Genomic DNA, 21,467 nt, shown 5'->3' with positions numbered 1-21,467 from the left:
GGGGGGCTTATTCTTGCGGATCCTGCTCCTGCAGCAGGCTCAAGGTCTGTTGTTCCACCTGACTCAGGCCAAGCTGCTCGCAGGCTTGCTCGAAGCTGATGCCAAGGCGGCACATCATGATATCCATCACCGGGAGGGATTATTCCTGCGGATCCTGCTCCTGCAGCAGGCTCAGGGTCTGTTGTTCCACCTGGCTCAGGCCCAGCTGTTCACAGGCTTGCTCGAAGCTGATGCCAAGGTGGCACATCATGATATCGATAGCGGGCAGATAGTTTTTCATTGCGTCTTCCATGGTGATCCTCCGGACCCGTCCCTTATGCCCGAACAGGGTGGACGGGACAATTAGACTTTAGGCGTAGACTGCTCGTTTGCTGAGCGCCTCTGCCACTGGGCGGGGGAATTTGTTACTCTGCTTGTCAGCAAGAAGATGTTGCCGTGACTGCGAGCAACACGTGAGGAGCAGGGCATGTTATTGAGTTTCTTGATCATCGCATCGGGCTGGTGGCACATTCGTGCGGCCTATGGCTCAGACTCCCGTCAGTTCTACATCAGCAAGCCGTTGACCATGCTGCTCATCATAGCGCTGGCCTTCGGCTATCAGAGCTATGACCACGACGGTTCCCACGCCTGGATCCTGCTCGGTCTCTGCCTGTCGCTGGCCGGCGACGTGCTGCTGATGTTGCCGAGCGATCGCTTCATCCAGGGGCTGGCGGCGTTTTTTGTCGCGCACCTCTGCTACATCGTCGGCTTCGCCCAGGGGCCGCTGGTGCTGAATCTGGTGGATGGCCTGCTGTTGCTGCTGGTGGCCGGCATGGTGTTTGGCCTGCTGTGGGGCAAGCTCGGGGAGATGAAGGTGCCCGTGTTCTGCTACATGCTGGTGATCATCGGCATGGCCTGGGTGGCCGCCGGCGCCTGGCATGCCTCCCTCACCGCCGGCAGTGCCGCCGCCCTGGTGGGGGCGCTAATGTTCCTGTTCTCCGACAGCATGCTGGCGCTGGACAGATTCCGCCGCCCCTTCCCCCATGCCACCGCCTGGGTGATGACCAGCTACTTCGCCGCCCAGTTTCTGATTGCCGCCTCGCTGGCGGGATGACTGTACCTGAGTTGTCTCCTCGCCAAGGGGCGTGTGCAGACAAAAAAACGGGCCCTCAGGCCCGTTTTGCTATTCCATTCTCACCGTTTTTCACGCCTCGAGCGGTTCGGCATCCGCTGCCCTGGGGGCGGGCTGCTTGAGCAGCAGCATCAGGCCGCTGGCGAGCAGCAGGAAGATGCCCATCACGAAGAACACCTGGTTGTAGGCCATGATGGCCGCCTCCCGGCTGATGGTGTTCGACAGCATGGCCTGGGCCTGCTGACGGGCCAGTTCGGGGCCGGAGCCCTGCGCCATCATGGTCTGGGCCAGCTGCAGCAGATAGCTCTGTCCCTCTATGCTGCTGGCGGCCAGGGTGCTGCTGATCTGGCTGACATGGATGCGGGTGTCGTTGTCGATCAGGGTGGCGATGATGGCGATGCCGAAGGCGCCGCCCAGGTTGCGCAGCACGTTGAGCAGGGTCGAGGAGGAGGGGATCTCGTCGTGGGTCAGGCTGGCTGTCGCCACCAGGGAGAGCGGCACCATGATGAAGGGCTGGCCCAGCGCCCGCACGATGAGCGACTGGATCAGCTGGGGCCCGGCGTAGTCGGCACTCATGTTCATGTTCATGAAGCAGCTGACGGCGAACACCAGAAAGCCGAAGCTCACCAGATAGCGCGGATCTATCTTGTGGGTCAGTCTGGGCACCAGCGGTAGTACCAGCAATTGCGGCAGCCCCATCCACATCAACACCTCGCCGATTTCCAGCGCGTTGTAGTTGTGGATCTGGGTCATGTAGAGCGGCAGCACATAGATGGAACCCATCAGCGCCATGCCGAGCACCAGATAGGCGAAGCAGGCCAGCGCGAAGCGCGGGTTGTGCAGCAGCCGCAGGTTGACCAGCGGGTGGCGCCGCAGCAGCTGGCTGATGACGAAAAACACCAGCGCCACCACCGAGATGACGGTGAGCCGCACGATGAAGCTGGAACCGAACCAGTCCTCCCGGTTGCCCTCTTCCAGCACCACTTCCAACAGGCCCAGTCCCACCGCCATGGTGACGATGCCGATGAGATCCACCCGCTTGATCACCTCCCAGTCCACCGGCTTCTTGTCGAGCCCGTGGGCCAGCATGGCCATCACCAGCAGTCCCGGCGGCACGTTCATGTAGAAGATGTAGTGCCAGGACATCTGCTCGGTCAGCCAGCCGCCCAGAGTCGGCCCGATGGCGGGGGCGAAGGTGGCGCACAGGCCGAACAACGCCATGCCGGTGGCCCGCTTGTGCAGCGGCAGCAGGCTGACGATGAGGGAGAAGGCCATGGGGATCAGCGCCCCGCCGGTGAAGCCCTGCAGCGCCCGGAATACGATCATGCTGGTGAGGTTCCAGCTGAATGAGCAGAGCACCGAGGCGACGATGAAGGCGCCGGTGGTCCACAACAGGTAGCGCCGCACGCTCAGCCCCCGGCTCAGCCAGCCGCTCAGCGGGATGGCGATCATCTCCGCCACCAGATAGGAGGTGGAGATCCAGGAGCTTTCGCTCAAGGTGGCCGACAGGGCCCCCTGAATGTCCTTCAGGGAGGCATTGGTGATCTGGATGTCGAGGATGGCCATGAAGGCGCCAATGAGGCCCCCCATGACCGCGATCCAGTTGCGACGCGGGATGGGTTCCATCAGTGAGCCGCAACCACGGGATCAGGGTTGCGGGTGTCGACGATCACCTCGGTGGAGAGGCCTGGCAACAGCTTGCCCGCCAACGACCCCGGCTCCGGAATGCGGATCTTCACCGGCACTCGCTGCACGATCTTGGTGAAGTTGCCGGTGGCGTTCTCCGGCGGCAGCAGGGCGAACTTGGCGCCGGTGGCGGGGGCCAGGCTGTCGATGATCCCCTCGACCGGCTGATCCGGATAGGCATCCAGGATCACCTCCACTTTCTGGCCGGGCTGCATATGGAGCAGCTGGGTCTCCTTGAAATTGGCCTCGACCCACACCTGCTGCAGCGGCACCAGGCTGGCCACCTGCATGCCGGACTGGACGTAGAGCCCCGCCCGCAGACTGCGCTTGCCGATGATGCCGTCGGCCGGTGCCCGCAGCTCGGTATAGGCCAGCTCCAGCTTGGCCTGCTCCAGCTGGGCGGCACTCAATGCCAGCTTGGCTTGATTCTGCTTGGCCTCGGCATCCAGCACCAGCAGCCGCTCGCGGGCGGCCTGCAGGGCCGCTTTGGCCTCCAGCTCCTGGGCCTGGTTGACCTGCAGACCGGCCCGCACCTCGTCCAGGCTGTCCTGGGAGCTGTAGTGGCGCTGGTTGAGCTGACTGACGCGGCGCACCTGTTGCTGGGCCCGCACCTGTTCGGCATTGGCCGAGCTGACCTTGGCTTCGGCCTGGCGAATGAGGCTCAGCTGCTGGGTGCGGGTGGCGGCGAGATTTTCCGCCGTCGCCTGATTGAGGCGCAGATCGGCTTCAGCCTCGGCCACCTTGGTCTTGTACTCCCGGTCGTCGAGGCGGGCGATGAGCTGGCCGGCCTTCACCGGCTGGTTGTCGGTCACCAGCACTTCGCTGATGTAGCCGGACAGCTTGGAACCGATGCCGGTGACCTCGCTCTGCAGGTAGGCGTTGTCGGTGCTCTCGAAATAGCGGCCGTGCAGATACCAGTAACCGGCAAACAGCAGGCCCAGCAGGGCCAGGATCATGGCTGCCAGCAGGGGGATCTTCTTGTGTTGACTCATGTGGGGGATTCCTGAACTTAAGAGAGGCAGGCTAACACTGGCCGACTGTTTCGATTAGTATCCATTTATGAGATATACAGTTTCACTGGTGCAACAATGGATCTGAACGCTGCATTGATTCTAGTGCGGATCGTCGACAAGGGTTCCTTCACGGCGGCCGCCCAGGAGCTGGGCATGACCAAGGCGACGGTGAGCCGGCGCATCGCCGAGCTGGAGCAGCGCCTCGGCGTGCGGCTGCTCTACCGTTCGACCCGTCAGCTCACCCTGACCGAGGCCGGCGAGCAGTACTATCTGCGCTGCAGCAAGGCGGTGGACGAGCTGGCTCAGGCCGAGCTGATGGTGAGCGCCAGCCAGCAGGAGGTGACCGGCACCCTCAAGCTGGCGGTACCCATCGAGGCAGGGCAGCTGGTGGTGGGCAGGCTGGTGGCGGAGTTTCTGCAGGCCTATCCCGGTCTGCAGGTGGAGCTGGAGCTGACCAATCGCATCGTGGATCCCATCAATGAGGGGCTGGATGCGATCGTGCGGATCGGCGACATGAGCGATTCGAACCTGGCGGCGCGGCGGCTGTGGAGCAACGCCCGCCTGATCTGTGCCAGTCCGGCGTACCTGGCGCGCAGCCCCGCCATCACCCATCCCGAGGATCTGGTGCATCATGAGCGGGTGGCGGTGACCAGCGGCTTTCTGGCGTCGCACTGGTGCTTCGAGCGGGATGACAGGGAGGTGCTGGTTGACCCTCCCTCCCGCTTTCGGGTTAATAATATAACCTGTGCCAGAGAGGCGGCGAAGGCCGGGCTGGGGCTCGCCTCCCTGCCCGCCATGCTCTGCCACGAGGAGCTGGCGAGCGGGACCCTGGTGTCCGTGCTGCCTGAGTGGCAGCAGCCCAGGGTGCCGATTTACCTGCTGTTTCCGGAGCGGCGGCTGATGCCGCGAAAATTGCGGGTGTTCATCGACTTCATCGTGGCCAAGGGGGCCGACTACGGCATCGATACCCTGCTGTAGCCGGTCAGAGGCGGTGCCGTGGTCACGGCATCGTGAGTGGATCTGAGGGGGAAGACATGGATCACTGGATCAATCTGTATCGGGCTTCCCATTCGCTGGAGGCCCATGCCCTGAAAGAGGCGCTGGAAGTGGAGGGGGTGCCGGTGCGGCTCAATGGCGAGGCGCTGTCAGGCGCCCTGGGCGAATTGCCGGTGGACCTGCTGCAGGTGACCCTGATGGTGCGCGAACAGGATCGCAGCAAGGCGGGGCGGGTCATCGAGCGCTATCAGCAGCGCCAGGGCAACGGCTGGCTGTGTGGCCAATGCGGGGAGGAGAACGGCGCCAACTTCGATGTCTGCTGGCGCTGCCACCACGATCCCCACGAAAATTAATCGCTCGCCCTGCCTCAGCGCAGGGTGAAGTCGATGTCCTCGCCCGCGCTGGCGTCGTGATAGGTCGCCAGATCCAGCTCCCGCTCGCTGCGGGCAATCAACACGGATACCAGAATATCGCCGGAGACGTTGACCGTGGTGCGCGCCATGTCGAGGATCCGGTCAATCCCGGCGATCAATGCCACCCCTTCCAGCGGCAGTCCCACCGCGGTCAGCGTCAGCGTCAGCAGCATCAGGCCGGTGCCCGGCGTACCCGCCGTGCCGATGCTGGCCAGGGTCGCGATGCTGATGATGGTCAGGTAATCCACCATGTGCAGATCCACCCCGAAGGCCTGGGCCACGAAAAGAGCCGTTACCCCCTGATAGAGCGCGGTGCCGTCCATGTTGATGGTGGCGCCGATGGGCAGCACCTTGGCGGTAATGGCGGGAGAGACCCCGAGCCGGCGCTCGGCGCAGGCCAGGCTGATGGGCAGGGTGCTGTTGCTGGAGCTGCTGGTGAAGGCCACCGCCTGGGCGTCGACGATGCTCTTGAAGTAGTGCAGTGGATTGAGGCGGGCCAGCAGGATCAGCAGGCTGCTGTAGACGCCGAGCACGTGCAGCAGGCAGCCGAGGTAGACGGCGCCGATCACCTTGAGCAGCGGCAGCAGCAGGCTCATGCCGTACTTGCCGGTCATCCAGGCCATCAGGGCGCAGACGCCGTATGGGGCCAGCGCCATCACCATCTGGGTCAGCTTGAACATCCCCTCCGCCAGCGAGGTGAAGAACAGGATGGCGGGGCGGCCGCGCCGACCGGTGGCGTTGAGGGCGAGGGCGAGGGCCACCGCGAACACGATCACCTGCAGGATCTTGCCGTCCACCATGGCCTGCACCGGGTTGCGCGGCACCAGGTGGCTCAGCACGCTGGCCAGGGTGGGGGATTCCGCCATGCCGACCCGCTCATAGGGCCCCATGTTGGCGCCCATGCCGGGCTCCAGCAGCCAGCCCATCATCAGGCCGATACAGATGGCGACCGCGGTGGAACAGAGGTAGAGGCCGATGGCCTTGCCGGCGATCCGATCGAGGGTCTTGCCCTTGAGCAGCGAGGTGAGGCCGGCGATGACCGAACAGAAGATGAGAGGCACCATCAGCATCTGGATGGTGTTGACGAACAGCACGCCAATGGGCTTGAGCAGCAACGCCTGCTCGCTGAAACCGGCGCCGAGCCCGATCCCTGTCAGCATGCCGAGCAGGGTCTTCAACCAGAGCGGGCGGCGGGTCCAGATCCGCCAGGGCTTGAAAGCCAGTCCATGGAACAGCATGACGCCAATGTCCTTATATTCGGTCTGCGGTGGCAAAAAGGGGCGTTAGTGTAGCCATCCCCTGCTCAGGTTGCCACATTATCGACAAAGCCGCGGCCATCACCAGCACGGACGCAGGGAAATCGGCAATTTGTTGGCCTATATCAAGGTCGTCGGCAGTGGGGCAGGATTTAATAGGCATCAAATATGTCTATTCAAGAGGTTTACAATGACTCAATCGGTACACGGTCACGAAGTGATGGAGATGATGCTGGCGCAAGGCGGCCAGTTTACCCGGGCCAGCCTCAAGCAGGCCATCGACGAGCGCTTCGGTGCCGAGGCCCGTTTCCACACCTGCAGCGCCAGCGAGATGGATGCCGAGGCGCTGATCGACTTCCTGGCCAAGCGCGGCAAGTTCATCGAATCGGAGCAGGGTTTCCAGACTCACGCCGACAAGATCTGCAACCACGGATGATCCCCGCCGGCGAGCGCCCGCCGCGCTCGCCGAATCCCGCCGCCTTTGTTATATTTCGCCCTCTTTCCCCCTCCTTTTGTTGAAGGCTTAGCCTGGGCGTTGTATGGACACTTTCTCCGCTGCCGTCATGTTGTTTCTGATCATGGATCCGCTGGGCAACCTGCCGGTCTTCCTGTCGATCCTGCGTCATATCGATCCCAAGCGGCGCCGCAAGGTGATGATGCGGGAGCTGCTGTTTTCACTGGTGATCATGATGGCCTTCCTGTTCGTCGGCCAGCAGATCCTCAATTTCCTCAACCTGCGGCAGGAGGCGGTCAGCATCGCCGGCGGCATCATCCTGTTTCTCATCGCCATCAAGATGATCTTCCCGAGTGAGGGCGGAGTGACCGGGCTGGCCGCGGGTGAAGAGCCCTTCCTGGTGCCTATGGCCATCCCCATGATTGCCGGCCCCTCGATCCTGGCGTCCTTGCTGCTGCTGGCCAACCAGGAGCCGACCCGGATGGCGGACTGGTCGCTGGCGCTGTTGATGGCCTGGGGTGCCAGCGCGGTGATCCTGATGTTCTACGAGGTATTCAACAAGCTGCTGGGTGAGCGAGGACTCACCGCGGTGGAGCGTTTGATGGGCATGCTGCTGGTGATGATCTCGGTGCAGATGCTGCTCGACGGGGTGCACCACTACCTGGCGGTGACTGGTCAGAACTGACCGGCCGGCAGGCCAACAGCAAAGACACGGGGCTCGACGAGCCCCGTTTTTTTGCCTGAGATCCGGCGTGGTGACCGTCAGGTGCTTGCGGCCCTGTGCCGACAATCAGGACGGTGCAGCAGCAGTGGGCTCCAGCTTGCCCATGATGAGGGTCAGCAGGGTTTCCCGCAGCCAGCGGTGGCCCGGATCCTCTTCATGGCGCTGATGCCAGATCAGCAGGTGGGAGATGCTGTCGAGGGCGATGGGCAGCGGCAGCGGTACCAGCGGATAGACCTGGGTGGCGTGGCGGGCGTATAGCCGGGAGAGGGTCACTATCATGTCCGAGTGCATGCCCATCCGCAGCGCCGCCTCGAAGGAGGGCACGGTCGCCTCGATGCGGCGATAGAGATCCTGCTCCGCCAGCTTGTGATCCAGCATCCAGCGATCGCGCCCCTCGCAATAGGTCTGCACGTGGGGATAGGCCAGGTAGCGGGTGAGATCCCACTCCGGTTCGTGCAGGGCGGGGTGGTCGTGCTGCACCAGGCAGGTCAGATCGTCGATGGCGAGCAGTCGCTGGCAGATGGCGTTGGGCAGGGTGTCGAGCCGAAAGTCCGAGTTGATGCAGTTCTCCCGCACCGTGAAGGCGATGTCCACCTGGCCCTGGCTCATCTCGGTCAGGCTGTTCTCGGTCCACTCCTCGTAGCGCAGCCGGATGCCGGGGGCCTGTCGTTTCAGCTCGCTCAGGTAGAGCGGGGCGAACAGGGTGAAGGCGCTGTCCATGCTGGCGATGACGAACTCCCGCTCGGTGGTGGTCGGGTCAAAATCCGGCGGCTGGATCAGGTTGTCGAGCGACAGCAGGATGGGCTGCAGTTGCTGCTGCAGGCTGAGGGCGCGGGCGGTGGGTTCCAGCCCGTAGGCCGAGCGCACGAACAGGGGGTCGTCGAAGGTTTCCCGCAGCCGGCCGAGCGCCTTGCTGACGGCAGACTGGCTCAGATGCAGCCGACGGGCCGCCCGGCTGCCGTTTCGCTCTTCCAGCAATACTTGCAGGATAATCAATAGATTGAGGTCGATACGCCCCAACTGTTCCAGCAACATGATATGAATCCTCTTCAATTCTTACATGAATTTATACCATTTGTTTTCATATCTAGGCGAATTTATGCTCGAAACGTCTCTCGCCTTCGATGGCGGCTGGTACAGGATGTAGTGGTTGAGGGGACAAGTAGCATCAAGCAATACGGCGACCCTGGGTCGCCGTATTTTTTTGAGTGATTTATTTGCAAACTTGCACCTGTCTTGATTTTGCCCAACAATCTTTGCGCCTTCTTTTGATACAAACAATCGGTATCTATCAGTCAGGAGTATCCCTATGGGACTCGGTGGAATTCATATCTGGCATTTGTTGATCCTGCTCGTCGTCGTGGTCGTGGTGTTTGGTAGCAAACGCCTTGCCGGCGCCGGGGAAGATCTGGGCACCGCCATCAAGGATTTTCGTAAAGCCTTGCGTGACGATGAATCACAGCCGAAATAAGTGGGAGTTGAATGATGTCCGTAGAAGAGAAAGTGGAATTGAACGAGACCTGTGACAGCTGCGGCTGCTTCGCCGAAATTGGTACCATCATCGGCGAGGGTGACGATGTGATGGAGCTGGTGATCGAGGCCGCTGCAGAAGCCGACGCTCGTGCCAAGCTGGCCGCCTACGAGGCGCTGGCCAAGCAGGTCACTGCCGAAGCCACAAGCAGCAGCGAACTGAGTCAGGGCGCCAACGGCGTGATCCTGAAAGCCCGCCTGCAATTCACCTGCACCGCCGAAAAACTCATTTTCGAGATGCGTGCCCGCTCTATCTGAGCCTGCTGATGACACGGCAGGCTTGCCTGCCGTGTTGACCCTTCTGCTGTGGGTCCGCGTTCTATAGTTAGTTATCCCACAGACGGTTTTGCCCGACGCGAGTCGGCCAACAGAAGGCGATCTCATCATGGTTCAGCGCTGGCTCTTCGCCATTTTCCCCATCTTTATTTGCCACCCGTTTGACGGGATCTCGCTCGCAGCGAAGCAACCGCAGGCGCTCTCATCATGAGGCTGCGCTGGTGCTGGGGCCTGCTCGCTCTGTGTGCGCTGCCGCTGCTGGCGGCGGATCTCAAGCCGCAACGGCTGCCCCAGCCCGGGGATCTCGCCAGCATATTGCAAAAGAAAGAGCTCAGGGCCCTGGTGGTCTATGAGCGGGGCTTCTTCTTCTTCGACAAGGGGGCCCAGCACGGCATCCTGGTCAACCAGCTGCAGGGGTTCGAGCGCTGGCTGAATCAGACCTACCTAGCCAAGGAGAAGATCAAACTCAAGATCATCTACATCCCGGTGCGTCAGGACAAGCTGCTGGACTACCTCACCGAAGGGCGGGGGGATCTGGTGGCCGCCAACATGACGGTGACGCCGACCCGGCGCGAACAGGTGACCTTCTCCAACCCGGTGATCGCCCCCATCGAAGAGTGGGTGGTGAGCCAGCACAGCCTGCCGACCTTCAACCGCATCACCCAGCTCTCCGGCCGGCGGGTCTGGGTGCGGGCCAGCTCCAGCTATTACGAGAGCCTGCGCCAGCTCAACTGGTTGTTTCGCGAGTTGGGACTGCCGCCCATCTATATCGAGACGGTGCCTGAATATCTGCAGGACGGGGATCTGCTGGAGATGGTGGCGGCCGGCATCATACCACTCACCGTGACCGACAGCTTCAAGGGGCGGATCTGGCTCGGCATGATCAGCGGGCTGCGAGCCCACAAGCTGATCCCGCTGCGGGACAACGGCCGCAGCGCCTGGGCCCTGCGCAACAACAGTCCCGAACTGCTCAAGGCGGTCAACGACTATCTGGCCGACGCCGGCAAGCGCACCCTTTACAGCGACATGGCTTTGCGCCGTCTGTTGGCGCGCAACGACCAGATGAGCAACATACTGGCACCGGATCCGCTGGGCAGGCTGTCGACCATCCGCAAGGTGCTGGAGCAGCAGGCCGACAAGTACCGGCTGGACTGGCTGATGCTGGCGGCGCTGGCTTACAAGGAGTCGGGGCTCAATGCCAATATCCGTTCCGAACGGGGGGCGGTGGGGATCATGCAGCTGTTGCCGAGCACCGGCGGCGAGGTGGGCATTCGCGGCGCCCGGCTTGCCAGCCTGGAGGGCAATGTGGAGGCGGCCTGCCGCTATATGCGGCTGATCCTCGACACCTATTTCAATGATCCCAAGCTGGATGTGCTCAACCGCCATCTGTTTGCGCTGGCGGCCTACAATGCCGGCCCGAATCGGGTGCAGGCGCTCAGGGCCAAAGCCGAGGCCGCCGGGCTGGATCCCAACGTCTGGTTCGGCAACGTGGAGCAGCTGGTGGCCAACGAGGTGGGCCAGGGGCCCATCAACTATGTCAGCACCATCTACAAGTACTATGTGGCCTACCGTTTCAGCCTGCCCCAGCTGGAGGGCAAGGCGGCCGCCATCGAGGCGGTGGCCCAGCCCTGACGTCCTGCTAGTGTGGTTGGGCGGGCGGGGCAAAGGGCTGCCAGGCCTGATCCCGATGCTGCAGATACCAGGGGGCCAGCTGGCCGCTTGGCGAGGGATCCGGCTCACTGGCCTGCGGTCTGTGACTGATGGCGGGGCGATCCGTGAGTTCCATGGTAAATTCCTTCATCCTGTTGCTACGAGGCCCTTAGCCAGCGTTATGCCATTTCCTCATGACAGGCGGATGACGCCATGATCCCCGCTGAATTCGCCCTGATAGACCAGCCCGAGCTGGCACTCAAGTTGCGCTGCCAGCTGATCCGCGACGCCAGAAGCCGGATCCAGGCCCAGTACTACAGCTGGGAGGAGGACAGCAGCGGCAAGCTGTTGTTGGCGGAGCTGCTGCATGCCGCCCGGCGTGGGGTGCGGGTGCAACTGCTCATCGATGACCTCTATGCCGGCGACAACCGTTTCCTGGAGATGGTGGCCCATCAGCCGGGTATCGAGGTGCGCCTGTTCAATCCCTTCTGGTTGCGCGGCTGGTGGCCACTGACCCTGCTGCTGGAAGGGCTGCTCAGCTTTCGCCGCATCAATCACCGCATGCACAACAAGCTGCTGCTGGTGGATGGCAGTCAGGCGGTGATCGGTGGTCGCAACATTGGGGACCGTTACTTCGGGCTCGGTGGGGCGCCCCAGTTCGTCGATCTGGATCTCGCCTGTCGCGGCCCGCTCTGCCAGCAGGCCGAGCAGGGTTTCGATCAATTCTGGCGCAGCCGCTGGAGCCACCCGATCCGCCGTCTGCTGCGGCGCCCGTTGCAACGGGCCGAGGTGCAGGTGGTGAACGACTTTCTGCTGACGATGAACGAGCCGCAGGTGGCGGCCGTTTATGACCTGCCCGCCAGCCTGTTCGATCCCGAACCCGTCCCCCTGCGCTGGCATGCCGGAGAGGCAGAAGTGTGGTTTGATCGACCGGGCAAGGGGCTGGTGTCTCGACCCACCACCGCACGCCTGCTCTGGCGCAAGCTGGCCGACAACCAAGGCACGCTGAGTCTGGTCACTCCTTATCTCATCCTGACCCGGGGGTTGCGTCGCCGGCTCAGGCAGCAGCGGCAGGCGGGGGTGAACATTGACATCCTGACCAACTCCCTGGCCAGCACGGATGTGCCGCTGGTGTACGGCGCCTACCGCCGTCACCGCCCCTGGCTGATACGGCAGGGTATCGCGCTGTCGGAACTGGAGGGGGAGTCGCTCAGTCTGCATGCCAAGCTGATCCTGGTGGGGGAGGAGGAGGCGCTGCTCGGCAGCTTCAATCTGGATCCGCGTTCTTTGCTGCTCAACACCGAGCTGGTGCTGCATCTGGCCTGTCCCGCATTGTGCGCCGAGTTGCAGCAGTGGCTGGCGACCTGGCAGCAACGCTCTTCCCACTCGGTGGCGGCCCCGCCCTCCACCCTGCGCCGCCTGCTGGCCAGGGTCAGTGACTGGTTGCCGTTGCAGCGCTGGTTGTGAGCGGGCCGAGCGTGTGCGAGATCTCGCAAAGCCTTGTGCGCCTTCGAGGATAACGTTTGCCATCCTATGGCGATGAACTGGTTTATCGTATTGTTTTTAATCGGATTGTTTTCTGACTGAAGTTCCATGAAGGGTGGCTGCTTGCATACATGGGCGCATAAAACGGTTTTTTATTTTATTTATCTGCGTAATATTTCAACTGCAAGGACAACACGGTGGCTTGCCGCCGTGCGGAAGAGGGTCGTGAAGGGAACTGGCCGACTGGATTGCTCCAGCAGGCACCTGCTTCAGATGGGTAGCGGAAACTCAGGAAACAGGAGCAGCACCCGGCAGGACCGGATTCCAATATGGAACATGCTATTTGCGAGGGGGTGACATGCGAGTGTCACCCCATTTTTTATGGCTCGCTGGCTGAGTAGCGCCCAGAAAAAGACCGCCGATTGGCGGTCTTTTTCTTTGTTAAGCCCGACGTTCCAGGATCAGGCGATGCCTGCCAGCAGTCGGCTCCAGTTGCGTTTGGCGGCGATGAAGGCATCGTGCAGGTTGCGATACTCCAGCTGCAGCTTCAGTTTGTCGTAGCGGGCCAGCGCCTTGCGCTTGCGCTGCTCCAGCAGGCGTTTGCGGCTGGCGTAGTAGTGCTGCAACTGCTGGTTCAGCTTGTCGTACTCCTCCTGCAGCAGGGCCTGCCACAGCTCCCTGTCATCCTGCTTGCGCAGCTTGGCCTGGGCCCGTTTCAGCTGCATCTCCAGCCTGGCCTGTTCGATCCGCTCTTCCGGACAGGCGCGCAGATCCCGGGTCAGCCCGCACCAGGAGGCGCTGCGGATCAGCCATTTGGTGGGATCGAACTGCCACCAGTGGATGCCGTTGCGATAGTCGTTCTCGAACAGGTGATGAAAGTTGTGGTAACCCTCACCGAAGGTGAAGAAGGCCAGGATGCCGTTGTCCCGTGCGCTGTTGCGGTCGGTGAAGGGCTGGCTGCCCCAGATGTGGGCCAGCGAGTTGATGAAGAAGGTGGTGTGATGAGTCATCACCATGCGCAGCACCCCGGCCAGCAGCAACATGCCGAGCAGATCGCCGTGGACGAGCCCCAGCAGCAGCGGGATGCCGATGTTGGTGGCCAGGGTCAGTGCCAGATAGTGCTTGTGCTGGAAAACGACGATGGGGTTGTTCTGCAGATCCCGGACATTGCTGTAGTCGTGATAGGTGTCGCCCTGATATTCGCGCAGCATCCAGCCGATGTGGGAGTACCAGAAACCGCGTCCCGCACTGTAGGGATCCTGCTGGTTGTCATCCACGTGGCGATGGTGGCGACGATGGTCGGAAGACCAGTGCAGGGCCGAGTTTTGCAGGGCGAGAGCGCCGCCGATGGCGAAGATCCACTGCAGGATCGGGTGTGCCTTGTAGGCCTTGTGGGACCAGAGCCGGTGGTAGCCGGCGGTGATTGAGATGCCGCAATAGCAGAACAGCAGCAGGAAGCTGCCCCACTGCCAGAGGTCATAGCCATGGGTCATGCCGTACCAGGGCACGGCGATCAGTGCGGTCAGCCCGGAGAGGGCAAACAGCAGGGTGTTGGTCATGATGATCGGGGGGCGTTCCATCTCACTCGGTTCCTTTCAGCGAACAGCTGTGCGCCATTCTCCATGCAGCCAGAATTCGGGTCAATGGTAAAAAAGTAGGAGACAAACCTGATCCTGGCGCAGCCTTCGGGTTATCATTTGGCCTCGATAACCTGAAGGTGACTGTTTTCGTGGGTATTCGCGCGCAACAAAAAGAAAAAACCCGGCGTACTCTGATCGAGGCGGCGTTCAGCCAACTGTGCGCCAACCGCAGTTTTTCCAACCTCAGCCTGCGGGAAGTGGCACGGGAGGCCGGCATAGCGCCCACCTCCTTCTATCGCCACTTTCGCGACATGGAGGAGCTGGGCCTGACCCTGGTGGATGAAGGCGGCCTGACCCTGCGTCAGCTGATGCGCCAGGCACGCCAGCGCATCGCCGGGGGCGGCAGCGTCATCAGCACCTCGGTGCAGACCTTCATGGAGTTCGTCGAGAACAACCCGAACATCTTCCGGCTGCTGCTGCGCGAGCGCTCCGGCACCTCGGCGGCATTCCGGCAGGCGGTGGCGCGGGAGATCCAGCACTTCATCGCCGAGCTGACCGATTACCTCGAGGCCACCACGGGGGCGCCGCGGGAAGAGGCCTACATCCAGGCCGAAGCCATGGTGACCATCGTCTTCAGCGCCGGTGCCGATGCCCTCGACATGACCAGCGAGGAGTGCCGGGCCCTGTCCGATCGCACCATCCGTCAGCTGCGCATGATCGCCATGGGCGCCGAGGTCCAGAACCAGAAGCGCCGTGAACCTCTCTCTTAAGTCAAAGGATGGACAGCTCCATGCATGATCAGAACCCGATCCCGAAGAAACCACTGCTGCTGGCCCTGCTCATCGGCATCTGTGGTGATGCCTCCCTGACGGTCTTGTCGGAGTCGGTGGTGCCCTTCTCCTTCTTCCCGATGATCGCCCTGGTACTGGCTGCCTATCAGCTCTACCAGCACTACCGTCATGTCTCGCTGGAGGGCAACACACCCGTTTGCATGCTGCTCTGCTTCTTCATCGGCGTGTTCGGCCACTCGGCGCTGGTCAAGGTGCAGTACCCCGAGCTTGGCAGCAACTTCTTCTCGCTCATCATGATGTTGCTGCTGCTGGCCGTGCTCTCCATCAAGCTCGGCATCAGCGTGGGGAAAAAAGAGAAGGAGTGACCAGCACTCCTTCCTGAACCACCATGACAGAGCCGGGATCACCCGGCTTTGTTGTCTGTGCCGCGCTGTTTGGCATCGACGATGGCTTGCAGCCTGGCACGGATCTCCACCATGCCGAATACCCCGAACACCAGCACCTGGGTGAACTCGATCCGGCTCACCGCGAAGTAGGGCTTGCAGGCCGCCTTGACCATGCTGGCCTGCACCCAGTGCATCAGGGCCACGATCACGCCGCACACCGGTAGAAAGCCGTTGAGCTTGCCCGGCAGCGGGGCGATCAGGCTGACCAGCACGCCAAACCAGAAGAACAGGATGAGGCCCATCGCCAACAGATTAAACACCCGCTTCATCGTTTACCTCCCGCAGATAGAGTTGATAGCAGACCTGGCCTGCCTGTTTGTCCTTGAGTAGTTGCCAGCTGGCCGGCAGCGGCAGATCGGCCATCTCCTTCTCCCGCTCCAGATAGATGAGGGCATCCGGTGCCAGCCAGCCGCGTTGCTCCAGCAGCTCGCACACCTGAGGCAGCAGCTCACGGCGAAAGGGGGGATCCAGAAACACCAGATCGAACGGCGTGGCCGGCCCCTGCAGCCAGCTGACGGCATCGGACTGGATCACCTGACCCTGGCTGCTGCCGAGGGTGGTCAGGTTCTTCTTGATCTGGTCGGCGGCGCCCTTGTCCATCTCGATCAGGGTGACCTGCTCGGCATAGCGCGACAGCGCCTCCAGCCCCAGGCCGCCGCTGCCGGCAAACAGATCCAGACAGCGGGTGCCACGGACATGCGGAGCCAGCCAGTTGAAGATGGTCTCCTTGACGCGATCCGTGGTGGGTCTGAGTCCTTCCACATCCCTGACCGGCAGTTTGCGGCCTCGCCACTGGCCGCTGATGATTCTTACAAAGCCCGATTTTCCCTGCGGGGCTGGGCTCTTGCTCGGGCCGTTACGGCTGGATTTCACTCTGGGCATCGCGTTTCGTCGTCAGAAAATAAAGTGGTAGTATAAGGCGGTTCATTTTTATGCCGACCCGCCGAGGGACGGCTATCTTAGCAGTCAGCCTTTGATGTGAGTATTTTTAGATGGCAAAAGGTTTGTTTTCCTGGCTGGGTTTCGGCCGCAAGAAAGAAGAGGCTGAGGCTGTCCAACCACAGACACCGCAAGCCACCCCGATTACCGCTGAGCCCGAGGTCGCTGCTGCCCCCGCTCCCGTTTCCGATCCTACGCCTGCCGTGGCGGCTGAAGTGCCCGCCAGCGCACAGAATTCCGTTTTGCACGATGATTGCTGCCCGCCTGCCGAGCTGGACGACCATGGTCCGCTGGTGGTGGAGGAATGTGCCTCCGATCTGGAGCCGGTGATCGTCAATGAAGCCCTGCTGGCCGAAGAGGAGCGTGCCGCTGCGAAAGCGCAGGCTCAAGAGGCTGCCCGTGTTGCTGCCGAGCTCAAGGCAGCCGAAGAAGCTCGTCTTGCCGCCGAGGCCCGCGCCGTAGAAGAAGCGCGTATTGTCGCCGAGGCCCGTGCCGCAGAAGAAGCTCGCATTGCTGCTGAAGCCCTTGCTGCAGAAGAGGCCCGTATTGCTGCCGAGGCTCGCGCTGCAGAAGAGGCCCGTATTGCTGCCGAGGCTCGCGCTGCAGAAGAGACCCGTATTACCGCCGAAGCTCGCGCCGCAGAAGAAGCTCGTGTTGCTGCCGAGGCCCGTGCCGCAAAAGAGGCTCGTCTTGCTGCCGAAGCCCGTGCCGCGGAAGAGGCTCGCATTGCCGCCGAGGCTCGTGCTGCAGAAGAGGCTCGCATTGCTGCCGAAGCCCGTGCCGCGGAAGAGGCTCGTATTGCCGCTGAAGCCCGCGCTGCAGAAGAGGCGCGTATTGCTGCCGAGGCCCGTGCCGCAGAAGAAGCTCGTATTGCTGCCGAAGTCCGCGCCGCAGAAGAGGCGCGTCTTGCTGCCGAAGCCCGCGCCGCGGAAGAGGCGCGTATTGCCGCCGAAGCGCAGGCTGCCGAGGAAGCCCGTCTCGCCAAAGAGGCCCAGCGAGCGGAAGATCTGCGCCTGGTCGCCGCGATGGAGGCTGAGGCCGCTGCCCTGGCCGCCCTGCCGCTGGCCGCCAAGGTGGACGACGACACCCAGGAGAAGCCGCAGCGGGAGGGCTTCTTCGCCCGCCTCAAGCGCAGTCTGGTGCGCACCCGGGAGAATATCGGCTCCGGTTTCTTCGGCCTGTTCCGTGGCAAGAAGATCGACGACGAGCTGTTCGAGGAGCTGGAGACCCAGCTGCTGACCGCCGATCTTGGTGTCGATACCACCAGCCGCATCATCGAAGGGCTGGTGCAGCACGCGGATCGCAAGCAGCTCAAGGATGCCGAGGCGCTCTACGGTCTGCTCAAGCAGGACATGGGCGAAATGCTGGCCAAGGTCGAGCAGCCACTGGTGATCGACACCAGCAAGAAGCCTTACGTGATCCTGATGGTGGGCGTGAACGGTGTCGGCAAGACCACCACCATCGGCAAGCTGGCCAAGCAGTTCCAGGCCGAAGGCAAGAGCGTGATGCTGGCCGCCGGCGATACCTTCCGTGCCGCCGCCGTCGAGCAACTGCAGGTGTGGGGCCAGCGCAACAACATTCCGGTGATCGCCCAGCACACCGGGGCGGATTCTGCCTCCGTCATTTATGACGCCATCGAGGCTGCCCGCTCCCGCGGCGCCGACGTGCTGATCGCCGACACCGCCGGTCGCCTGCAGAACAAGAGCAACCTGATGGAAGAGCTCAAGAAGGTGGTGCGGGTAATGAAGAAGCTGGACGATGCGGCGCCCCACGAGATCATGCTGACTCTGGATGCCGGCACCGGCCAGAACGCCCTGAGCCAGGCCAAGCTGTTCAGCGAGGCGGTGGGCCTGACCGGCATCACCCTCACCAAGCTGGACGGCACCGCCAAGGGCGGCGTCATCTTCGCGGTGGCCGACAAGTTCCAGATCCCGATCCGCTACATCGGGGTGGGCGAGGGGATCGACGATCTGCGTCCGTTCGTCGCCAACGACTTCATCGAGGCGCTTTTCAGTCGCGAGGAGTGATCTCCTTCGCGATGAGCAAGCTCGGGTGCCGCGAGTCGTGCGCCCCCAGCCCCGACCCTGGTCGGGGTTGGTCACTGTCAGGGAACCGTTATGATCCGTTTTGACAAGGTCAGCAAGGTCTACAGCGGCGGCCATCAGGCGCTGCAGAAAGTCAGTTTTCACCTGCGCAAGGGGGAGATGGCCTTCCTGACCGGGCACTCGGGTGCAGGCAAGAGTACCCTCCTCAAACTCATCAGCGTGATGGAACGGCCGACCGATGGCCGTGTTTTCTTTCATGGCGACGACGTCAGCCATATCAAGCGGGGGGAGATCCCCTACGTGCGCCGCCAGATCGGCATGATCTTCCAGGATCACCGGCTGCTGATGGACCGCACCGTGTTCGACAACGTGGCGCTGCCGCTGGTGATCGACGGCTACAGCCATGCAGACATCAACAAACGGGTGGCGGCGGCACTCGACAAGGTCGGGCTGCTCGGCAAGGAACGCTACCAGCCGCGCATGCTCTCCGGCGGGGAACAGCAGCGGGTCGGCATCGCTCGCGCCATCGTCAACAAGCCGCCACTGCTGCTGGCGGATGAGCCGACCGGCAACCTGGATCCCCAGCTCTCCATGGACATCATGCGGCTGTTCGAGGAGTTCAACCGCTTCGGCGTCTCGGTGCTGATTGCCACCCACGATCTGGGGCTGATTGCCCGCATGCGCTATCGCACCCTGACCCTCAAGGCGGGTCGCATGTATTCGGCAGGGGAGGAGCTCTGATGGCTATCGTTCGTCATAAACAGCCACCGCTACGGCGCTTCATGATGTATTGGGTCGACCACGCCCGGCAGGCTTTTTCCAGCCTGGGGGAGCTGTGGCGCAACCCGCTCGCCTCGCTGATGACGCTGGCGGTGCTGGGGGTCAGCCTGGCGTTGCCCTCCTGTTTCCACGTGCTGCTGAAAAACGCCGAGGTGGTAGAGGGCAGCTGGCAGACCAGCTCCCAGATCTCCCTCTATCTGCGCAAGGATCTGCCCGAGCAGAACATCCTCGACATGAAGCAGCGGATCCTGCTCTACCCGGAGGTGGAGTCGGTCACCTATATGAGCCGCGACGATGCACTGCGGGAGTTTCGTGAGATTTCCGGGTTTGGCGATGCGCTCGACTACCTCGACAGCAACCCTCTGCCACCGGTGCTGAGCGTGATCCCGGATCCGCGCTGGCAGAACCCGGAAGGGGCGGCCGAGCTGCTCAACAAGCTCAACAACGAAGATGGGGTGGAACAGGGCAAGCTGGATCTGCAGTGGCTGACCCGGCTGCAGGGGATCATGAACCTGCTGCGCCACACCATCACCGGCATCGCGGTGCTGCTGCTCTCCGCGGTATTGCTGATCGTCGGCAACACGCTCAGGCTGAATATTCTCAACCAGCGTTCCGAGATCGAGGTGCTGAAGCTGGTGGGGGCGACCGATGCCTTCATCCATCGCCCCTTCCTTTATACCGGCATCTGGTTCGGGGTCATCGGCGGCATGCTGGCCTGGTGGTTGACCGAGGTGATGGTGATCTGGAGCGAAGGGGTGGTGAAGGAGCTGGCCGGCCTCTACAACAGCAACTTCCGGCTGGTGGGGATGGGGGCGGTGGACGGGATCAACCTGATCCTGCTGGGCGCCTTGCTGGGGCTGATCGCCTCCTGGTTTTCGGTCCATCGTCACATTCGCGACATCGAACCGTCCTGATTAATTTATCAGCGTTTTAAAGCGCTGGATTTTGCGACCTGGATCAAGTAAAAGAGTGGCCGTTTCTGGCACGGCCGCCGTTCTGGGAGTAATCTGAACATTGCCGATCTTCGGGGTCTTCTCTGGATCCTGTGAACCTTCTGATTTATAAGCAGTCTACAAATGCTGAAGAATTTATACGGGTGTGGCCCCTATGCCTTGCTCGTCTGACTTGGCAAGCATGTGAAGGTTGCGAGCTCCGCAACAATGGACTTAGCATGCTACTTTTCGGGGGTCCTTTATTGTGACCCCCTTTTTTTGACTGTTCATTCATGATTCATCCTGCCGGCCTAAGATAACCCCGGTTCAAACATGTTCAGCATGTTTGATGCAGGCCGCAGAATGGCGTCCGGTCAGTAGACAGGCCCTCTCAGGGTGTTAGACTGATTCGATTGAAAAGTAAGAGGTAGAACATGGGAACTTCATTGCAGCGCACTATGGCTCTGATTCCGCAAGGTAGTCTGGAAGGCTATATCCAGGCAGTAAACTCGATTCCGGTGCTGAGCGCAGAGGAAGAGCGTGAACTGGCTGAGCGTTTGCAGCAGGGTGGCGATCTCGAGGCTGCCCGTCAGCTCGTTATGTCGCACCTGCGCTTTGTCGTTCATGTCGCCAAGAGTTATGCCGGCTACGGTCTGCCCCAGGCCGACCTGGTGCAGGAAGGCAACATCGGCCTGATGAAGGCGGTCAAGCGCTTCGACCCGAGCGTCGGTGTGCGCCTGGTCTCCTTTGCCGTGCACTGGATCAAGGCCGAAATTCACGAATACGTGCTGCGCAACTGGCGTATGGTCAAGGTGGCGACCACCAAGGCCCAGCGCAAGCTGTTCTTCAATCTGCGCAAATCCAAGAAACGTCTGGGCTGGCTGAACCACGAAGAGGTGCAGGCCGTGGCCGCCGACCTCGGCGTCTCCGCCGCCGACGTTACCGAGATGGAAGCGCGCATGAGCAACTACGATCAGGCGTTTGATCTGGTCGGCGATGACGAAGAAGAGGGCGGTTTTGCGCCGGTTCACTATCTGGAGGACAAATCCTCCGATCTGGCCGCTACCATCGAGAACGACAACTGGGACGATCACGCGACCCGTCGCCTGAGCTCGGCCTTGGCTACCCTGGACGAGCGCAGCCAGCACATCATCCGTGCCCGCTGGCTCGACGATGACAGCAAGACCACCCTGCAGGAGCTGGCCGATACCTACGGCGTCTCCGCCGAGCGGGTGCGTCAGCTTGAGAAAAACGCGCTCAAGAAGCTGAAAGATGCCATGGAAGCCTGATGCTTCCTCCCATAAAAACAGGGCCTGATGGCCCTGTTTTTGTTTGGCGGGGATCTGGTCGGCCTTGCCTT

25 protein-coding genes are annotated in these 21,467 nt (G+C 62.0%); 15 read left to right on the top strand and 10 right to left on the bottom strand.

The genetic code is table 11. The annotated features are described in order from the left end of the window. Positions 1–7: 7 nt before the first annotated feature. The gene (locus OKC29_RS05890; RefSeq protein ID WP_257620107.1) at positions 8–130 is read right to left on the bottom strand and encodes a hypothetical protein; all 123 of its coding nucleotides are present in this window, start codon (positions 128–130) and stop codon (positions 8–10) included. Positions 131–139: 9 nt separating this feature from the next. Next, positions 140–280 carry a hypothetical protein gene (locus OKC29_RS05885; RefSeq protein WP_016349126.1) on the bottom strand — a complete coding sequence of 47 codons (141 nt, stop codon included), beginning with the start codon at positions 278–280 and terminating at the stop codon, positions 140–142. A gap of 186 nt (positions 281–466) precedes the next feature. Between OKC29_RS05885 and OKC29_RS05880 the strand changes: the two genes are divergently transcribed. Then, entirely contained in the window at positions 467–1,093 is a 627-nt protein-coding gene (locus tag OKC29_RS05880) for a lysoplasmalogenase (RefSeq protein WP_011704333.1), read from the top strand. 90 nt (positions 1,094–1,183) lie between these two features. On the opposite strand, the gene OKC29_RS05875 is transcribed toward OKC29_RS05880, so the two are convergent. Continuing rightward, positions 1,184–2,737: a DHA2 family efflux MFS transporter permease subunit gene (locus OKC29_RS05875; RefSeq protein ID WP_011704334.1), complete on the bottom strand. Its 1,554-nt coding sequence runs from the start codon at positions 2,735–2,737 to the stop codon at positions 1,184–1,186. After that, positions 2,737–3,789, bottom strand: a complete 1,053-nt coding sequence (locus OKC29_RS05870) for an HlyD family secretion protein (protein WP_073348680.1) — start codon at positions 3,787–3,789, stop codon at positions 2,737–2,739. The genes OKC29_RS05875 and OKC29_RS05870 overlap by 1 nt, the downstream gene beginning before the upstream one ends. A 96-nt stretch (positions 3,790–3,885) precedes the next feature. Between OKC29_RS05870 and OKC29_RS05865 the strand changes: the two genes are divergently transcribed. Together OKC29_RS05865 and OKC29_RS05860 are read left to right on the top strand one after the other, a co-directional pair. Further along, a complete protein-coding gene (locus tag OKC29_RS05865) occupies positions 3,886–4,788 on the top strand; it encodes a LysR family transcriptional regulator (protein WP_024946229.1) in 903 nt (300 codons plus the stop codon). A 56-nt stretch (positions 4,789–4,844) separates the two neighbouring features. Beyond that, entirely contained in the window at positions 4,845–5,159 is a 315-nt protein-coding gene (locus tag OKC29_RS05860; RefSeq protein WP_073348681.1) for a putative signal transducing protein, read from the top strand. 14 nt (positions 5,160–5,173) lie between these two features. On the opposite strand, the gene OKC29_RS05855 is transcribed toward OKC29_RS05860, so the two are convergent. After that, positions 5,174–6,457, bottom strand: a complete 1,284-nt coding sequence (locus tag OKC29_RS05855; protein ID WP_026080178.1) for a dicarboxylate/amino acid:cation symporter — start codon at positions 6,455–6,457, stop codon at positions 5,174–5,176. A 208-nt stretch (positions 6,458–6,665) separates the two neighbouring features. Between OKC29_RS05855 and OKC29_RS05850 the strand changes: the two genes are divergently transcribed. Further along, a complete protein-coding gene (locus tag OKC29_RS05850) occupies positions 6,666–6,911 on the top strand; it encodes a YecH family metal-binding protein (protein ID WP_016349130.1) in 246 nt (81 codons plus the stop codon). A 103-nt stretch (positions 6,912–7,014) separates the two neighbouring features. Next, positions 7,015–7,614 (top strand): YhgN family NAAT transporter, encoded by a 600-nt coding sequence (locus tag OKC29_RS05845; RefSeq protein ID WP_010635400.1) that lies wholly within the window; start codon positions 7,015–7,017, stop codon positions 7,612–7,614. Positions 7,615–7,719: 105 nt separating this feature from the next. Here the strand turns inward: OKC29_RS05845 and OKC29_RS05840 are convergent, their stop codons facing one another. Then, positions 7,720–8,688: a LysR substrate-binding domain-containing protein gene (locus tag OKC29_RS05840; RefSeq protein ID WP_043125838.1), complete on the bottom strand. Its 969-nt coding sequence runs from the start codon at positions 8,686–8,688 to the stop codon at positions 7,720–7,722. Positions 8,689–8,962: 274 nt separating this feature from the next. On the opposite strand from OKC29_RS05840, the gene tatA reads away from it, so the two are divergent. The 3 genes from tatA to OKC29_RS05825 all read left to right on the top strand — a co-directional run bounded on the left by tatA (position 8,963) and on the right by OKC29_RS05825 (position 11,091). Further along, positions 8,963–9,124: a twin-arginine translocase TatA/TatE family subunit gene (gene tatA / locus OKC29_RS05835; protein WP_073348682.1), complete on the top strand. Its 162-nt coding sequence runs from the start codon at positions 8,963–8,965 to the stop codon at positions 9,122–9,124. A gap of 14 nt (positions 9,125–9,138) precedes the next feature. Next, positions 9,139–9,441 (top strand): DUF406 family protein, encoded by a 303-nt coding sequence (locus OKC29_RS05830; protein ID WP_011704341.1) that lies wholly within the window; start codon positions 9,139–9,141, stop codon positions 9,439–9,441. 225 nt (positions 9,442–9,666) lie between these two features. Next, positions 9,667–11,091 carry a lytic transglycosylase F gene (locus OKC29_RS05825; protein ID WP_039212845.1) on the top strand — a complete coding sequence of 475 codons (1,425 nt, stop codon included), beginning with the start codon at positions 9,667–9,669 and terminating at the stop codon, positions 11,089–11,091. Between the two features lie 7 nt (positions 11,092–11,098). Here the strand turns inward: OKC29_RS05825 and OKC29_RS05820 are convergent, their stop codons facing one another. Beyond that, complete coding sequence (locus OKC29_RS05820) at positions 11,099–11,245, bottom strand: hypothetical protein (protein WP_162847499.1); 147 nt, start codon at positions 11,243–11,245, stop codon at positions 11,099–11,101. Between the two features lie 77 nt (positions 11,246–11,322). Here OKC29_RS05820 and OKC29_RS05815 point away from each other — a divergent pair, with 77 nt between their 5' ends. Then, positions 11,323–12,576, top strand: a complete 1,254-nt coding sequence (locus OKC29_RS05815; RefSeq protein WP_073348683.1) for a phospholipase D family protein — start codon at positions 11,323–11,325, stop codon at positions 12,574–12,576. Between the two features lie 479 nt (positions 12,577–13,055). On the opposite strand, the gene OKC29_RS05810 is transcribed toward OKC29_RS05815, so the two are convergent. Continuing rightward, positions 13,056–14,174 (bottom strand): fatty acid desaturase, encoded by a 1,119-nt coding sequence (locus tag OKC29_RS05810; protein ID WP_045790850.1) that lies wholly within the window; start codon positions 14,172–14,174, stop codon positions 13,056–13,058. Between the two features lie 149 nt (positions 14,175–14,323). On the opposite strand from OKC29_RS05810, the gene fabR reads away from it, so the two are divergent. Together fabR and OKC29_RS05800 are read left to right on the top strand one after the other, a co-directional pair. After that, complete coding sequence (gene fabR, locus OKC29_RS05805; protein ID WP_005308043.1) at positions 14,324–14,944, top strand: HTH-type transcriptional repressor FabR; 621 nt, start codon at positions 14,324–14,326, stop codon at positions 14,942–14,944. Between the two features lie 20 nt (positions 14,945–14,964). Beyond that, entirely contained in the window at positions 14,965–15,330 is a 366-nt protein-coding gene (locus tag OKC29_RS05800) for a YijD family membrane protein (RefSeq protein WP_113995426.1), read from the top strand. Between the two features lie 38 nt (positions 15,331–15,368). On the opposite strand, the gene OKC29_RS05795 is transcribed toward OKC29_RS05800, so the two are convergent. Beyond that, on the bottom strand, positions 15,369–15,680 hold the full coding sequence (locus OKC29_RS05795; RefSeq protein ID WP_073348684.1) for a DUF1145 domain-containing protein: 312 nt from the start codon (positions 15,678–15,680) through the stop codon (positions 15,369–15,371). After that, positions 15,664–16,293: a 16S rRNA (guanine(966)-N(2))-methyltransferase RsmD gene (gene rsmD, locus OKC29_RS05790; RefSeq protein WP_016349138.1), complete on the bottom strand. Its 630-nt coding sequence runs from the start codon at positions 16,291–16,293 to the stop codon at positions 15,664–15,666. The genes OKC29_RS05795 and rsmD overlap by 17 nt, the downstream gene beginning before the upstream one ends. A 110-nt stretch (positions 16,294–16,403) precedes the next feature. On the opposite strand from rsmD, the gene ftsY reads away from it, so the two are divergent. From ftsY to rpoH, 4 genes are all read left to right on the top strand, one after another. Further along, on the top strand, positions 16,404–18,377 hold the full coding sequence (gene ftsY, locus OKC29_RS05785) for a signal recognition particle-docking protein FtsY (protein WP_226031225.1): 1,974 nt from the start codon (positions 16,404–16,406) through the stop codon (positions 18,375–18,377). A 90-nt stretch (positions 18,378–18,467) separates the two neighbouring features. Further along, entirely contained in the window at positions 18,468–19,136 is a 669-nt protein-coding gene (gene ftsE, locus OKC29_RS05780; RefSeq protein ID WP_011704349.1) for a cell division ATP-binding protein FtsE, read from the top strand. Then, positions 19,136–20,089 carry a permease-like cell division protein FtsX gene (gene ftsX, locus OKC29_RS05775; RefSeq protein ID WP_073348686.1) on the top strand — a complete coding sequence of 318 codons (954 nt, stop codon included), beginning with the start codon at positions 19,136–19,138 and terminating at the stop codon, positions 20,087–20,089. The genes ftsE and ftsX overlap by 1 nt, the downstream gene beginning before the upstream one ends. 452 nt (positions 20,090–20,541) lie before the next feature. Further along, a complete protein-coding gene (gene rpoH, locus OKC29_RS05770; protein WP_016349143.1) occupies positions 20,542–21,396 on the top strand; it encodes an RNA polymerase sigma factor RpoH in 855 nt (284 codons plus the stop codon). Positions 21,397–21,467: the final 71 nt, after the last annotated feature.

The sequence above is a fragment of the Aeromonas sp. QDB34 genome (genome assembly GCF_027705405.1).
Classification (GTDB): Bacteria; Pseudomonadota; Gammaproteobacteria; order Enterobacterales; family Aeromonadaceae; genus Aeromonas; species Aeromonas hydrophila.
This window is presented reverse-complemented; position numbering and strand designations above follow the sequence as displayed.

Excerpts from the sequence above, each read along its gene's own strand:
- OKC29_RS05885 (WP_016349126.1), bottom strand. The coding sequence starts at position 280 with ATGAAAAACTATCTGCCCGCTATCGATATCATGATGTGCCACCTTGGC.
- OKC29_RS05880 (WP_011704333.1), top strand. The coding sequence starts at position 467 with ATGTTATTGAGTTTCTTGATCATCGCATCGGGCTGGTGGCACATTCGT.
- OKC29_RS05875 (WP_011704334.1), bottom strand. The coding sequence starts at position 2,737 with ATGGAACCCATCCCGCGTCGCAACTGGATCGCGGTCATGGGGGGCCTC.
- OKC29_RS05870 (WP_073348680.1), bottom strand. The coding sequence starts at position 3,789 with ATGAGTCAACACAAGAAGATCCCCCTGCTGGCAGCCATGATCCTGGCC.
- OKC29_RS05865 (WP_024946229.1), top strand. The coding sequence starts at position 3,886 with ATGGATCTGAACGCTGCATTGATTCTAGTGCGGATCGTCGACAAGGGT.
- OKC29_RS05860 (WP_073348681.1), top strand. The coding sequence starts at position 4,845 with ATGGATCACTGGATCAATCTGTATCGGGCTTCCCATTCGCTGGAGGCC.
- OKC29_RS05855 (WP_026080178.1), bottom strand. The coding sequence starts at position 6,457 with ATGCTGTTCCATGGACTGGCTTTCAAGCCCTGGCGGATCTGGACCCGC.
- OKC29_RS05850 (WP_016349130.1), top strand. The coding sequence starts at position 6,666 with ATGACTCAATCGGTACACGGTCACGAAGTGATGGAGATGATGCTGGCG.
- OKC29_RS05845 (WP_010635400.1), top strand. The coding sequence starts at position 7,015 with ATGGACACTTTCTCCGCTGCCGTCATGTTGTTTCTGATCATGGATCCG.
- OKC29_RS05840 (WP_043125838.1), bottom strand. The coding sequence starts at position 8,688 with ATGTTGCTGGAACAGTTGGGGCGTATCGACCTCAATCTATTGATTATC.
- tatA (WP_073348682.1), top strand. The coding sequence starts at position 8,963 with ATGGGACTCGGTGGAATTCATATCTGGCATTTGTTGATCCTGCTCGTC.
- OKC29_RS05830 (WP_011704341.1), top strand. The coding sequence starts at position 9,139 with ATGTCCGTAGAAGAGAAAGTGGAATTGAACGAGACCTGTGACAGCTGC.
- OKC29_RS05825 (WP_039212845.1), top strand. The coding sequence starts at position 9,667 with ATGAGGCTGCGCTGGTGCTGGGGCCTGCTCGCTCTGTGTGCGCTGCCG.
- OKC29_RS05820 (WP_162847499.1), bottom strand. The coding sequence starts at position 11,245 with ATGGAACTCACGGATCGCCCCGCCATCAGTCACAGACCGCAGGCCAGT.
- OKC29_RS05815 (WP_073348683.1), top strand. The coding sequence starts at position 11,323 with ATGATCCCCGCTGAATTCGCCCTGATAGACCAGCCCGAGCTGGCACTC.
- OKC29_RS05810 (WP_045790850.1), bottom strand. The coding sequence starts at position 14,174 with ATGGAACGCCCCCCGATCATCATGACCAACACCCTGCTGTTTGCCCTC.
- OKC29_RS05800 (WP_113995426.1), top strand. The coding sequence starts at position 14,965 with ATGCATGATCAGAACCCGATCCCGAAGAAACCACTGCTGCTGGCCCTG.
- OKC29_RS05795 (WP_073348684.1), bottom strand. The coding sequence starts at position 15,680 with ATGAAGCGGGTGTTTAATCTGTTGGCGATGGGCCTCATCCTGTTCTTC.
- rsmD (WP_016349138.1), bottom strand. The coding sequence starts at position 16,293 with ATGCCCAGAGTGAAATCCAGCCGTAACGGCCCGAGCAAGAGCCCAGCC.
- ftsY (WP_226031225.1), top strand. The coding sequence starts at position 16,404 with ATGGCAAAAGGTTTGTTTTCCTGGCTGGGTTTCGGCCGCAAGAAAGAA.
- ftsE (WP_011704349.1), top strand. The coding sequence starts at position 18,468 with ATGATCCGTTTTGACAAGGTCAGCAAGGTCTACAGCGGCGGCCATCAG.
- ftsX (WP_073348686.1), top strand. The coding sequence starts at position 19,136 with ATGGCTATCGTTCGTCATAAACAGCCACCGCTACGGCGCTTCATGATG.
- rpoH (WP_016349143.1), top strand. The coding sequence starts at position 20,542 with ATGGGAACTTCATTGCAGCGCACTATGGCTCTGATTCCGCAAGGTAGT.